Source organism: Celeribacter baekdonensis B30 (genome assembly GCF_000299875.1).
GTDB lineage: Bacteria > Pseudomonadota > Alphaproteobacteria > Rhodobacterales > Rhodobacteraceae > Celeribacter > Celeribacter baekdonensis_A.
The window spans coordinates 324,081-337,283 of sequence record NZ_AMRK01000001.1; the positions used below are offsets into that span (position 1 = coordinate 324,081).

Sequence of the window (13,203 nt, forward strand, 5' to 3'; positions counted from 1 at the left end):
AAGCACGCGGATTGGCGTCAGTTGACGCCCATTTCCTTGCCCCAATTGTCAGCAATGGCGGACTTTGCGGCAGCCTGCTCGTCGAGCGTCGGGAACACAGCCTTGGCGTAGTTTTCAGCCGGCGGCAGCTTATCCATCAGGTCCTGCGGGATCACCCCACGCGCCGCCATGTCGTTGAAACGGATCGGGTGGCAATAGCCTTTGAGCCAAAGGGTCTGACCCTCGTCGGAGTAGATGTATTCCATCCAAAGTTTGGCGGCATTTGGGTGTGGTGCATAGGCGGAAATCGCCTGAACATAGACACCGGCAACCACGGCATCGGAGGGCACGACAACCTCGACCGGCGGATTACCCGCCAAAGTGTCGCGCATCGCGAGCAGGTTGTAATCCCAATCGAAATAGATCGGGGTGGTGCCCTGTGCGAGGTTCTGCGAATTGCCATTGACCGGAACGTAGTTGCCGTTTTCTTTCAGGTCTTTGAAATAGGTGATGCCCGCATTCAGCGCGTCCCCACCGGCGGCGGCACCCTGTGCAACACCTGCGGCATAGACCGTCATCATTGTGCTGTTCCCGGTGCGCGGATCGCCCGGAATGGCGATGGAATTGGCATAGGCGCTGTCCATCAGATCGGCAAAGCTTGTGGGAGCGTAGGGAATGATGTCTTTGTTCACACCAAAGGCCAACACGCCGTAATAATCGCCGTACCAATACCCTTCGGCATCTTTGGCGTCATCGGGAATGCTGTCCCAAACGGACACTTTATAAGGCTGGATCAGGCCTTGGTCTTTTGCAGCGGGACCGAAGGACAGGCCCACGTCGATGACATCAGGTGCTTGCGGACCGGTGTTGCCCATGTTGGCTTTGATCGCCTCAAGTTCGTCGGCAGACCCTGCGTTGGGGTTCAGTTCGTTGACGTCGAGACCGTATTTCGCCTTGAAGCCTGCGATCACGTCGCCATACCCACACCAGTTGTGGGGCAATGCGATGGTGGTCAAAGTGCCTTCGGCCTTGGCAGCGTCAATCAGCTCTTGGGTCGGTTCGGCGTGGGCCGCAGTCATGGATAGGACTGAAACGCTGGCCAGCAATGGCAGTGCAAAACGCGTAAGGGATGTCATCTTAATCTCCGTATGGTGGGCACGCATGCCCCCGTGGACGAAAGGTCCACAGCGCGCGCACAGTGCACCCGACAGATTTCAAAAACTTAATATATTCACGACAGATTTGTGACCGTGTGGTGGTTTGATGGCTGCTATGATCCAATAACCATCACGAAGCTGTGCAATGGGTCCCACCAAAGTCTCCTCCCCAAAAGTGAAACACCCGTGTTACGCTTGGCGCAGGAGGACAACGCTTTGAGCGATCGCCAACATATCGAGGAAATCGAACAAGTGCTGGAAGGCACACAGACCGGTCGCGACACCTTCGTGTCCGCATCTTGGCGGCGTTGCGTTGAGTTGTACGGCATGGACCCGCTGCGGAACGATCCGGCGCATATTGTTACCGAGGCGGAGCTACGCGATCACCGCAAACAGGCGGAGTGGATGATCGCCGCCGCGCGCACCGGGTTACAAAGCCTGTTTCGTCAGGTGGCCGGACAAAATTACGTCCTTATCCTGACCGATGCACAGGGTGTCTGCGTCGATTTTTTCGGGGACGAATTGTTTGCAGACGAACTGCGCGGCGCGGGGCTTTATCTTGGTTCGAACTGGGCTGAAGAACTGGCTGGGACCTGTGGCGTTGGCGCCTGTATTTTTACGCAGGAACCCGTAACGGTGCATCAGGACGATCATTTCGGCAATGCTCATACCACGCTCTCTTGCACCGCTGCACCGATCTTTGACAGCCTTGGACAACTCACCGCCGTTTTGGATATTTCACTGCTGCGATCACCGACTACGAAAAGCAGTCAGAACCTTGCCATGAGCCTTGTGACCACCGCCGCGCGGCGGGTGGAGATGGCCAACCTCATGGCCGAGAGCCGTCAGGATTGGGTATTGCGCTTCTCATCCAGCCCGGAGTTTCTGGATGTTGATCCAGAGGTCGCGGTGCGGCTGGATGGCTCTGGACAGATCATCGGCTATACGCGCGGCGCACGCCGGTTGTTCCCCGAGGGCGCACCCATTCTGGGTCAACGGATCGACGCGGCATTGAATCTGTCCGTCGATGATCTTCCCGATCTGATGCGTGACCGACCGACCGAAGAGCGGATTATCGAACTACGTGACGGCGGCGCACTTTTTGGTCATGCTATCGCGCCGCAAGCCCCGCGGACATTGCGGGCTGCACCCCGCCGTGGTGGGGTTTTGGCCGGGTTGGCCGGCAGCGACCCCATCATAGCGCGACTGCTGACACAGGCCGAAAAACTGGCGCGGACTTCCGTGCCTTTGTTGATCTGCGGCGACACAGGAACAGGCAAAAACAAGCTGGCGCGGGCCATTCATATGGTGAGTCAGGTGAACGGATTTGTCCCTCTGGATTGTGCTGGGCTCACGCCCATGGCACTCCAAACGGCCTGCGGCGAGGTGGTCGGCCCGACAACGCTTTTGCTGCGCGGCATCGACGCGCTCACCCCAGAGACCGCCGCCGCGCTCACCGTGCTTTTGGATCAAAGACCCGATCTGCGCCCCCTCTCCACAACCTGTCTTGCGCCGAGGCAGATGAACCTGTCCCGCCCGCTGTTTCACCGTTTGGCAGGCAGCACCCTGACCCTTCCGCCGCTGCGCCAGCGACAGGATCTTGGCTGGCTGATAGACCGGATGCTGCGACGTCGGTCCCCCGAAACCATCCGCTTGTCGCCCTCCGCGCGGGCCGATCTGATGGGACGGTCGTGGCCGGGAAATCTGCGCGAACTGGAACAGGTGCTCGATGTGGCAATCGCGCTCTGTGAAGGACCGGTGATCGACCTGCCCGACCTACCACCTCCCGTTGAAGCGCATCAACCGGCCGAAGAAACGCTGGAGCAGGTCTTGGACGCCTGTGACTGGAATATGGCACGGGCCTCGCGACGATTGGGCGTCAATCGCTCGACCGTTTTGCGGCGAATTCGCAAAGCCGGATTGCGCCCGCCCGGCTAAGGTGTTGCGCGCTGTTGCGCGTGCAACATGCCGCAACGCAGCGCCTGTTTTTTGGTCGTAGTCGGAACGATTGAGCATAGCCCACGCCAAAGCCCTCCTGAAATACTCCTCTCACAAGAAACGCACTTAGGAGGAGAAGTGATGCTTGATTCAACCGTGACGACCCGCACGCAGGACGTGCTGGACCGCTTGAATGCCGCTTTGGAGGAAGGCGACATCAAAGGGGCCACGGCACTTTTTACCACCGACAGCTATTGGCGCGATTTGGTCGCTGTGACCTGGAACCTTAAAACGGTCGAAGGTCAGGACGCTGTGGGGGAAATGTTGCTTCACCAATTGGATAAAACCCAGCCCAACACGTTCCGTCTACAAGACGGTGAACTCCCGGTCGAGGAGGACGGGGTGACGACAGCTTGGGTGACATTCGAGACCAAGGCCGGACGGGGCTGGGGCCTGATGCGGTTGAAAGACGACAGGATTTGGACCCTGCTGACCGCCTTGCAAGAACTCAAAGGCTTTGAGGAAAACCGCGGCAAAGCCCGCCCGATGGGGGCGGAACACGGCGCGCAGAAAAACCGCCTGAGCTGGAAAGAGCGGCGCGAGACGGAGGAGGCCTCGCTTGGCTATGACACCCAACCCTACACGGTGATCATCGGTGGGGGACAGGGCGGCATCGCCTTGGGCGCGCGCCTGCGCCAACTTGGTGTGCCGACCATCGTTTTGGACAAACACGACCGCCCCGGCGATCAATGGCGCTCGCGCTACAAATCGCTCTGCCTGCATGATCCGATCTGGTACGACCACCTGCCTTACATCAAATTCCCCGACAACTGGCCGGTGTTCACGCCGAAAGACAAGGTCGGTGATTGGCTTGAGATGTACACGAAAGTCATGGAGATCAACTATTGGACCCGCTCCGAAGTGGTCAAAGCCGCCTATGACGAGAGCGCCGGAACATGGACGGTCGAGGTCAATCGTGATGGCGAAACCGTCATCTTGAACCCGACACAGCTTGTGCTGGCCACTGGCATGTCGGGAAAGCCCAATGTGCCAAACTTCCCCGGCATGGACAGCTTTAAAGGCGAAATTCAGCATTCGTCCCAACACAAAGGCCCGGATGAGTGGACCGGCAAAAAGGTCGTCGTGGTCGGGTCCAACAACTCCGCCCATGACATTTGTGCCGCGCTTTGGGAGGCCGAGGCCGATGTCACAATGGTGCAGCGGTCCTCGACCCATATCGTGCGTTCCGACAGTTTGATGGAGATCGGCCTTGGTGGCCTCTATTCCGAAGAGGCCCTGGCCAACGGCGTCACCACCGAGAAGGCGGATATGATTTTCGCCTCCCTGCCCTACAAGATCATGCATGAATTCCAAATCCCGCTCTATGACCAGATGCGCGAGCGCGATGCCGAGTTCTACGCCGGGCTGGAGAAGGCAGGATTTCAACTGGATTGGGGCGATGATGGCTCTGGTCTGTTCCTGAAATATCTGCGGCGCGGGTCGGGCTATTACATCGATGTGGGCGCCAGCCAGCTCATCATCGACGGCGAGGTCAAGCTCGTCCAGGGTCAGGTCGATCACTTCGAAGAAAACGCCGTGGTGCTGAGCGATGGCACCCGGCTTGAGGCCGATCTTGTGGTCATGGCCACGGGCTTTGGTTCGATGAATGGCTGGGCCGCCGATCTGATCAGCCAAGAAGTGGCCGATAAGGTTGGCAAGGTCTGGGGCCTTGGGTCCGATACCACCAAAGACCCCGGTCCGTGGGAGGGTGAACAGCGCAACATGTGGAAGCCGACACAACAGGAGAACCTGTGGTTCCATGGCGGCAACCTGCACCAATCGCGGCACTATTCGCTGTATCTCGCGCTGCAATTGAAGGCGCGGATGGAGGGCCTTGAGACCCCGGTCTACGGCCTTCAGCCGGTGCATCACCTGTCGTGATGATGGCCCTTTGTTTTGCATCCCTCCCATGATGCAAACCGCGCGTACCCGTCCCTCCCCCGTAACGGGTGCGCGCCCAAACTTTCAAACGCATGAGGTGCACTATGACTCTCAACGGTAAAACTGCGCTCGTCACAGGTGGCGCGCGCGGCATCGGATTTGGCATCGCGCAACGGCTTGCCGCCGATGGGGCTGCGATCGCATTGGTCGATCTGAACGCCGCCGATCTCTCCGAGGCCCAAAGCCAGCTCTCCAAGAGCGGTGCAAAGGTCATCACCATCACCGCCGATGTCACCGACCGCCAACAGGTCATTGACGCCATCGACAGCACCGTCGATCAGCTCGGCGGCTTTGACATCATGATCAACAACGCTGGCATCGCACAGGTCCAACCCATTTCTGAGATCACCGAAGCCGAGATGGACAAGATCCACGCCGTCAACGTCAAAGGCGTGCTCTGGGGCATTCAGGCCGCCGCCGCCCGGTTCAAAAAGGATGGCACAAAAGGCAAGATCATCTCCGCCTCCTCCATCGCCGGACACGACGGCTTTCCGATGCTCGGGGCCTATTGTTCGACCAAATTCGCGGTGCGGGCCCTGACACAGGTCGCGGCGAAAGAATTCGCCCCCGACGGCATCACGGTCAACGCCTACTGCCCCGGTGTCGTGGGCACCGATATGTGGACCGAAATCGACGCACGGTTCTCCGATCTCACGGGCGCGAAAAAGGGTGCGACGTTTGACAAATTTGTCGGCTCCATCGCGCTTGGCCGCGCGCAAACCGCCGAAGACGTGGCCAGCCTCGTCTCGTATCTCGCGGGGCCGGACAGCGACTATATGACCGGTCAGGCGATCCTCATCGACGGTGGCATGGTCTATCGCTGACGCCACCACATTCAAAGAAAAGGACATATTATGAAAGCAGCACGTTGGTATGGCGTGAAAGACATCCGGGTCGAAGAGGTGGCAGAGCCAGCCACCGGCCCCGGTGACGTCAAGGTCAAGGTCGCTTGGACCGGCATCTGCGGCAGTGATCTACATGAATATCTCGCCGGGCCGATCTTTGTTCCCGTCGGCGAAGACCACCCGCTCAGCCACGATCAGGCCCCGATCACGATGGGTCATGAATACAGTGGCGTGGTGACCGAGGTTGGTGAAAATGTCACCCATGTGGTCAAAGGCGACCCTGTGGCCATCGAACCGATTTTTGCCTGTGGCGACTGTCCCGCCTGTTTGGAAGGCAAATACAATCTCTGCGACAGCTTGGGCTTTGTTGGCCTCTCCGGCGGTCACGGCGGGTTTGCCGCCTATTCCGTGGTGCCTGCGCGGATGGTTCACAAGATGCCCGACGCTCTGTCGATGGAACAGGGCGCGTTGGTTGAACCGGCCGCCGTGGCGCTGCATGCCGTGCGCATGTCGAAAATCAAGGCCGGGGATACGGCAGCGGTGTTTGGCGCGGGGCCGATTGGGTTGCTCGTCGTCGAAGCGCTGCGCGTGGCGGGGGCGGCCCAAATCCATGTGGTTGAACCCTCAGACGTGCGTCGCCAAAAGGCGCTGGACCTCGGCGCAACCTCAGCCATCGACCCGACGTCGACGGATGCGGTCGCAGCCATCCGCGCGGCGACGGGCGGGGTTCATGTCGCGTTTGAAGTGACGGGCGTGCCGCAGGTTTTGCCACAATGCATCGATGCCACACGCCACGAAGGACAGACCTTGATTGTCTCGATCTGGGAAAAGGAGGCGGCGTTTCACCCCAACACCGTCGTACTCAAAGAGCGGCAACTGCTTGGCACCATCGCGTACCGCAATGTCTACCCGGCGGTGATGGAACTGATGACCCAAGGCTATTTCAACGCCGGGAAACTTGTCACCAAGCGCATCGCGATTGATGACATCGTGCCGGAAGGATTTGAGGCGCTCGTGGCCGAAAAATCCCACGTCAAGATCCTTGTCAAAGCCCCCGAGTGATCAAACGGGCGCGGGCATTCTTGCTCGCGCCCGTTCCTCATGCACTCGGCACATCGTTCACAAGCGCCTCAGCCAGTGCCAGATCCAGCACCGCATGGGTCACATAGCCCCCACGTAGCGCGGCATGCGTAGCGGCATGTTTGTTCAATCCGTTGACCACCAAAAGCCCTGACATATTACGCAACGCCTCCTGATCCGCGCCAATCATCCGCCGGTCCAGATCGCCCAGAACCGGCGCGCCCTCCGCGTCGATGAACCGCCCCGCAATGATCCCAACCGCGCCTTTGGCAACATAGTCGGCGATGTCGGTCTTTGTGGCGATGTTGAACTGCACCACATGGGTGTCTTCGGTGCAGGGGCTGAGCGAGTAAATCGCTTTGTTACAGTCTTTCAGGTGGGTCAGTTGTTCGGCGATGATCGGCTCGGCGCGCAGCCTTTCGGCCAATCCAGCCTCCGAACAGACCGCCGGCGCATTCAGGTTGATACATTGCGCCGAAAGCCGTCGTGCGATCTCTGTGGTACAGCTTTCGCAGGTCGGCAAAAGCGGATTGGCCAAGGAGCCAATAAGTTGACGCACCACCAGATTTTGGATCGGCCACCATGGCACCCGCTCGGACACGAAGGACACGGTCTGGCCCCAACTCACTCCAAGCGTATCGCCCGGCGCGACAAAATCCGGCAAAAACTGCGCCGCCGCTTCGCAGACCTGCTGCACCGTCTCGGCTGCGTTGATCTCTTCGGGCACCACGAAGGCACTCTCAAGACCAAATTTTTCACACAGAGCATCGGCCAATTCGTTGACCCGAAAATGCATCCCGGAAATTTTCACCCCCACGATCTGCCGCTCCCGCGCCAGCCGTAGATAGGTCACGACCGTGGGCCGCGACAGGTTCATTTTCTTGGCGATTTCGCCCTGATTGAACCCTTTGATATAATAAAGCCACGCCGTTTCTGCGACGGTGCGATCAGAGGGATGATTGGCGCGGGCCATGGGGGCGTGCTCCTGCGAAAATTGCGGATCGGCGCAAATTAGACGGACAGAACGGCGGCGTCAAAGCGCAACACATCCGCCGTGATTTGAATGTCGTCAGCCAAGGGGCGATCCGGTCGCAACCTCAGCGTTTCCAAATCGCCGTGATAGCCTTTGACCGCCTCTTCGGGCGAGACTTCGCCATCGGCCACCACGCGCATCCACTGGATCAGGCGACATTGATCCTCGGCTTGATTGATCTTGCGTCCAAACAGCGCCAATCGCGCGCCAAAACGTTCGGATTGTGCAATCAATTCAAAGGTATCGCGATGGGTCGCGCCCGCCCCGCCCAACACACCGACCACCATCGAAGGATCATGCGCGGCCAGCTCTTCCATCGCTTTCGGGCCATTATAGGCCACCTTCAAAAACTCGGGGCGCTCCGTCGAAGTCAGGCTCGACATCAAACGAATGATGCAATCGGTGACATAGGCCCCCACTTCGGCCGCGCCCACCGCACCCGGCACATTGGGATTAAACACCTCAAGAAAATGCGCCACACCCGCCGCACGGGCCTCCCGGCGAAAGGCGGCATAGGCCTCCAAGGCGCGCGCATCCGCCTCGGTGTCATTGTTGAAGGTCAGCGAATAAAGGCACAAATTCGCCGGGACAAAGGCCAGATCGGCCCCCCGGTATGGGCGTGACGGCGTTTGGGCATAGCCTGCATGGCGCACATTGGCCCAGACACAGGTGGTTTCATTGGCCCGAAACGCCGGTTGAATGGCCCGCCCGTCAAAGGCACCACTGGTGGCCAAAATGTCCATGTTTCCGGCGGAGGTCAGCATGATATCGACCACATCCTGATCAATCACCTTGCGGATTTGATCGAGGAATTCAGGCCGGGTGCGTGCTCCAACGATCTTGCCGCGTGCATCGCGGCGCGGCCCGGTGGCGGGCACCCCGCCGGTGACATCGGCATCCTTGGCATCCGCGATCATGTAATCGCCTTTGCGGCCCATGCCCGCGCGCAGGCGGGCCAATTTTTCACTATAGCGTGTCGTCATGTGATCAGTCCTTGCGCAGGCTGCGACCCGTTTTCGGGTCAAAAACGTGGATATGTTCCGGGCGAATGGTGAAATGAACGGTGTCGCCGATTGACAGATCGCGGAACCCCTGGGTGACAAAGGAAATTTCGGCCCCGTCCACCTCGGTGATCACCTGACCTTCGGCGCCCATATTTTCGACCAAAACCACCTCGCCGGTGAGCGCATTGGCACTGCCCGGCGCGCAAAGATCCATACGCGCGGGGCGCAGGCCCAATTCGACCTCCTGGCCTGGGTTCAGGCTGGGAAACTCCGCCTCGGACAGCTGTAATTTGATGCTACCAGAACGTGCAATCAGCCCCGCCTCCAACGTTGCGGTGACAAAATTCATTGCCGGCGTGCCGATAAAATCCGCGACAAAGCGCGACGCGGGCCGTTCAAAAATCTCGTCCGGGGTGCCCATTTGTTCGATCATCCCATCGCGCATCAACACGATGCGGTCGGCGATGGTCATCGCCTCAAGCTGATCATGGGTGACGAAAATCGTTGTGGTTTTGAGCTTGAGGTGCATCCGGCGAATTTCGGTCCGCAGTTTCTCACGCAGCTTGGCGTCGAGATTGGACAGAGGTTCGTCAAACAAAAACACTTTGGGCGTTTTGATCATGGCGCGGGCCATGGCGACCCGTTGTTGTTGCCCGCCCGATAGGTTTTTAGGCCGCCGGTCCAAGAACTGTTCAAGCCCCAAAACCTCCGCCACCTGTTTGAGACGCGGCGCGATCTCGGCCTTGGACACGCCCTGACGACGCAGGCCAAAAGTGATGTTGTCGGCTACGCTCATATGCGGATAAAGCGCGTAGCTTTGAAACACCATTGCCACGCCGCGCTCGCCCGGAGGCAGGTCGGTGACATCGGTGCCACCGATTTCAATGCGCCCGCCGGAGACCTCTTCTAACCCCGCAATCATCCGCAACATGGTGGATTTGCCACAACCCGATGGGCCGAGAAACACCACGAATTCATGGTTCGGGATATCGAGGTTGAGACCGCTGATGACGGGATGAGCGCCATAGGATTTTACGATGTCGGTACAGTGGATATGTGCCATTGAAGTGTCCTATTTCGGGCCGCTGCGGACCATGGTGTTGAGCAGACCCATGAGCAGGCCGATGAATACGAGGGGAGGCAAAACAAGAAGAACGGTCGCGGCGTTGATCACGCCCCACGGAACTTCTTTGCCAAGCGATGTGATCGAGGCGGCCACCACCGGAAGCGTGGCGTTTTGCGCGGCCAAGGTGAGCGCCAGCAACAGTTCATTCCAAACCAGCACAAAGGTGAACACCAGCGCGCCAAACAACGACGGCGCGGCCAGCGGCAAGGAAAAGCGCCAAAACACTTCGGCCGGACCGCAGCCTTCCATGGCGGCGGCTTCTTCGATGTCATGCGGCACGCGTTCAAAGGCGGGCACGGCCAGCCAGATCACGGTCGAGATCGTGGTGATCAGATAGACCAGGATCAAGCCAAACAGCGTGTCGTAGATACCAAGGTCAAGATAGATCACGATGAACGGGATCGCGATGGCGACGGGTGGCATGAAGCGCAATGAGAGCACAAAGAACTGCACATCATCGCCCCAGCGCCGGGCATGGCGCGCCAAAGTATGCGCCGCCGGAATACCAAGCACCGCACCAACCAACACAGAGGCCGAAACCACAATCACCGAATGCAGAAGCCCATCCCGAATGGTCGGGTTGCGCAGGATGGTGGCGAAATTGTCCAAGGTCGGTTCAAAGATCAGCTTTGGCACCGGGGTGACGATGTCGCGCAACTCTTTGAACGCCCCCAAAACGGTCCACAGGATCGGCCCCAAGGCAACGATAATCAACAGCCCAAGTAGGGCCCGCGTCAGAGTGGTGGAAATCAGTTTGCCCATTTTTTCCCCGCTTTCCAGATGATGGTGAAGGCCACTGTCGTCACGATCAGCAACAGGATGGACATGGCCGAGGCATAGGAAATCCGACCGCCCATATTGATCCCCATTTGATAGGCATAAAGGTCCAGCGTCTCGGTCGCCGTGCCGGGTCCGCCGCCTGTCATCACAAAGATCAAATCAAAGGAGCGCAGGCTTTCGACCGCTTTCACAAGCGCCAAACTGATCAGCGGACCTTTGAGCATCGGCAGAGTGATATAGGCATGGATTTCCCAAGTGCGCGCATTGTCGAGCTTGGCGGCCTCAATCGGATCGCGCGGCAGAGTTTCCATCAGTTTGAGCAGGATGACGGTGAAAAACAGCCCCCATTGCCAGATATCGACGATGGCCACAGAGACGAGCGCCAAGGACGGATCGGCCAGGAATTCCACCGGCCCAATGCCCACCAGACTCAACAGATAATTGATCGCCCCCAAGGACGGGGAATAGAGGAAGCGCCAGATGAACGCCGCCGCCACGCGCGGCAAAAGCACCGGCACAAGGAAAGCAAAGCTGATCAAATTGCGCCAAAGCGGCTTTTTCACCGTCTCAAAAATCAACACCGCCAAAAGCACGGCCACAACCAATGTGCCGGTCACTGTCACCAGTTCCCAAATCGCTGAGATTTCCAGCGCGTTGAAAAACCGATGATCGCGCAACAGGCGCAAAAAGTTATAGGCGCCGACAAAGTCGTAATCGGGCGAGCGCAACGTCCGGTTCATAAGCGCGAACCACACCGCCCCGGCAATCGAGACCACTGCCAGCGTGGCCAAAAGGCCGATGGCGGGCACGAGCGACAGGATGACGAACCTTTTTCGGGTCATGACATGTCCTTTAGAGCGTTTCGCGCGTTGCGACATTGATCCGTATCTCAGGGTCAGGTCGAAACGCTTTTGGAGATAAGGAAGCCGCCGCACAGATCGGGTGTGCGGCGACAACAGACGGCGTTACTTGACGCGCATCAGGCTTTCCTCGGCGAAAAACGCAGCTTCATCCAAGGCCGCCTGAACATCGTCACGGGTGCCCGCAAAGAGTTCCTCAAGCGTCAGGCCAAGCGTGTCGCCAATTTCCGGCCACACCGGGCTTGCCATGATCAACAGGCTGGTTTTCGGGCCTGTGTCCAACAGCGCATCAATGTATTCTTGCGGCACGAGCGCTTTGAACCCATCGCTTTGCAGGGTGGACACACGGCCAATGTCGGAGGCAATCCCGGCGGCAAGCCGGTTTTGTTCCATCTCTTTCGAGGTGGCCCAGCCGACAAAATCACCCGCGATTGTTTTGGCACAGTCTTCCGCAGCGCCGGATTTCGACACGGCCCAGCCATGCGACCAACCGGCCGACGGCAGCGGGTCAGGCGGCGGGGCGTAGCCGACTTTGCCGACGATGGACGACTTTTCCTGGTCTTCCATCCAAGGACCAAACACATCGGATTCGATCAAAATCGCCACCTGACCGCCGCGGAATGCCTCAACGGAATCGGACCAGTTGAACGTCGCCACGCCGGGAGGCGAGGACTGCATCATGTCCATGTAAACTTCGGTCGCTTTCACACCCGCCTCAGAGTTGAACGCAGGCATATCACCGTCAAGCCACTCGCCACCTTCGGCGCGGAAAAACGGCGTCCAGCGCCAAACGTTCATGCCAGAACCGCGTTGCCCGCGTGCTGACCAACCGTAGACACCGCCCTCGGGATCGTTGAGCGCCTTGACCGCCGCAACCAGCTCATCAAGCGTTTTTGGCACGGCAATGCCTTTGGCTTCCAACAGGTCTTTGCGGTACATCATAACGTCGCCGCCACCCACGAAAGGCGCGAAATATTGCACGCCGTCGACCGTGGCGACATTGCTCAGATCGGTGCGAAAATCGGCCAAATCGTAGCTTTCGGGCACCACATCGGCGAGCGGATAAATCCAATCGGCGGAGACATATTCGGCCAAATTGGCCTCGTCGATATAGACCACCTGATAGGAGCCTGCGCCAGTGGAGGCATCAAGACGCGCTTTGGCGCGCCGCTCGTTTTCCCCCAACATGGTGATTTTGACCTCAGTGCCCCATTTGTCATTGAATTCAGACAGATGTGCATCAAGTGCCGTGACCGCAGGCATACCCTGAGCAATCACATTGAGCGCTGGCAATGTGCCTTTACAGGCCATACCATCCTGCGCGTAGCCTTGCGTGGCCAGCGCACAGAGCGCCGTTCCAAACAAAAGATGTGTCTTTCGCATTTTCTTTCCTCCCTGGT

General features: G+C 58.8%; 11 protein-coding genes. 4 read left to right on the forward strand and 7 right to left on the reverse strand.

Features of this window, described 5'->3' with window-relative positions; translation table 11 throughout:
* Positions 1 to 17: 17 nt before the first annotated feature.
* The gene (locus tag B30_RS01555; protein WP_009570223.1) at positions 18 to 1,115 is read right to left on the reverse strand and encodes an ABC transporter substrate-binding protein; all 1,098 of its coding nucleotides are present in this window, start codon (positions 1,113 to 1,115) and stop codon (positions 18 to 20) included.
* A gap of 237 nt (positions 1,116 to 1,352) precedes the next feature.
* Here B30_RS01555 and B30_RS01560 point away from each other — a divergent pair, with 237 nt between their 5' ends.
* From B30_RS01560 to B30_RS01575, 4 genes are all read left to right on the forward strand, one after another.
* Positions 1,353 to 3,074 (forward strand): sigma-54-dependent Fis family transcriptional regulator, encoded by a 1,722-nt coding sequence (locus B30_RS01560; protein ID WP_040401815.1) that lies wholly within the window; start codon positions 1,353 to 1,355, stop codon positions 3,072 to 3,074.
* A gap of 141 nt (positions 3,075 to 3,215) precedes the next feature.
* Entirely contained in the window at positions 3,216 to 5,015 is a 1,800-nt protein-coding gene (locus tag B30_RS01565) for an NAD(P)/FAD-dependent oxidoreductase (RefSeq protein WP_009570225.1), read from the forward strand.
* A gap of 104 nt (positions 5,016 to 5,119) precedes the next feature.
* A complete protein-coding gene (locus B30_RS01570) occupies positions 5,120 to 5,899 on the forward strand; it encodes an acetoin reductase (protein ID WP_009570226.1) in 780 nt (259 codons plus the stop codon).
* Between the two features lie 30 nt (positions 5,900 to 5,929).
* Positions 5,930 to 6,982 (forward strand): 2,3-butanediol dehydrogenase, encoded by a 1,053-nt coding sequence (locus tag B30_RS01575; protein WP_009570227.1) that lies wholly within the window; start codon positions 5,930 to 5,932, stop codon positions 6,980 to 6,982.
* 37 nt (positions 6,983 to 7,019) lie between these two features.
* Here B30_RS01575 and B30_RS01580 read toward each other — a convergent pair whose 3' ends face one another.
* The 6 genes from B30_RS01580 to B30_RS01605 all read right to left on the reverse strand — a co-directional run bounded on the left by B30_RS01580 (position 7,020) and on the right by B30_RS01605 (position 13,186).
* Complete coding sequence (locus tag B30_RS01580; protein WP_009570228.1) at positions 7,020 to 7,973, reverse strand: sugar-binding transcriptional regulator; 954 nt, start codon at positions 7,971 to 7,973, stop codon at positions 7,020 to 7,022.
* Positions 7,974 to 8,011: 38 nt separating this feature from the next.
* Positions 8,012 to 9,016: a hypothetical protein gene (locus B30_RS01585; protein ID WP_009570229.1), complete on the reverse strand. Its 1,005-nt coding sequence runs from the start codon at positions 9,014 to 9,016 to the stop codon at positions 8,012 to 8,014.
* A 4-nt stretch (positions 9,017 to 9,020) separates the two neighbouring features.
* Positions 9,021 to 10,100, reverse strand: coding sequence for an ABC transporter ATP-binding protein (locus tag B30_RS01590; RefSeq protein ID WP_009570230.1), 1,080 nt, complete (start codon positions 10,098 to 10,100; stop codon positions 9,021 to 9,023).
* A 9-nt stretch (positions 10,101 to 10,109) separates the two neighbouring features.
* Positions 10,110 to 10,925 (reverse strand): carbohydrate ABC transporter permease, encoded by an 816-nt coding sequence (locus B30_RS01595; protein WP_009570231.1) that lies wholly within the window; start codon positions 10,923 to 10,925, stop codon positions 10,110 to 10,112.
* On the reverse strand, positions 10,913 to 11,785 hold the full coding sequence (locus tag B30_RS01600; RefSeq protein ID WP_009570232.1) for a carbohydrate ABC transporter permease: 873 nt from the start codon (positions 11,783 to 11,785) through the stop codon (positions 10,913 to 10,915). The genes B30_RS01595 and B30_RS01600 overlap by 13 nt, the downstream gene beginning before the upstream one ends.
* Before the next feature lie 123 nt (positions 11,786 to 11,908).
* Complete coding sequence (locus tag B30_RS01605; protein WP_009570233.1) at positions 11,909 to 13,186, reverse strand: ABC transporter substrate-binding protein; 1,278 nt, start codon at positions 13,184 to 13,186, stop codon at positions 11,909 to 11,911.
* Between the last annotated feature and the right edge of the window lie 17 nt (positions 13,187 to 13,203).

Excerpts from the sequence above, each read along its gene's own strand:
- B30_RS01555 (WP_009570223.1), bottom strand. The coding sequence starts at position 1,115 with ATGACATCCCTTACGCGTTTTGCACTGCCATTGCTGGCCAGCGTTTCA.
- B30_RS01565 (WP_009570225.1), top strand. The coding sequence starts at position 3,216 with ATGCTTGATTCAACCGTGACGACCCGCACGCAGGACGTGCTGGACCGC.
- B30_RS01570 (WP_009570226.1), top strand. The coding sequence starts at position 5,120 with ATGACTCTCAACGGTAAAACTGCGCTCGTCACAGGTGGCGCGCGCGGC.
- B30_RS01575 (WP_009570227.1), top strand. The coding sequence starts at position 5,930 with ATGAAAGCAGCACGTTGGTATGGCGTGAAAGACATCCGGGTCGAAGAG.
- B30_RS01580 (WP_009570228.1), bottom strand. The coding sequence starts at position 7,973 with ATGGCCCGCGCCAATCATCCCTCTGATCGCACCGTCGCAGAAACGGCG.
- B30_RS01585 (WP_009570229.1), bottom strand. The coding sequence starts at position 9,016 with ATGACGACACGCTATAGTGAAAAATTGGCCCGCCTGCGCGCGGGCATG.
- B30_RS01590 (WP_009570230.1), bottom strand. The coding sequence starts at position 10,100 with ATGGCACATATCCACTGTACCGACATCGTAAAATCCTATGGCGCTCAT.
- B30_RS01595 (WP_009570231.1), bottom strand. The coding sequence starts at position 10,925 with ATGGGCAAACTGATTTCCACCACTCTGACGCGGGCCCTACTTGGGCTG.
- B30_RS01600 (WP_009570232.1), bottom strand. The coding sequence starts at position 11,785 with ATGACCCGAAAAAGGTTCGTCATCCTGTCGCTCGTGCCCGCCATCGGC.
- B30_RS01605 (WP_009570233.1), bottom strand. The coding sequence starts at position 13,186 with ATGCGAAAGACACATCTTTTGTTTGGAACGGCGCTCTGTGCGCTGGCC.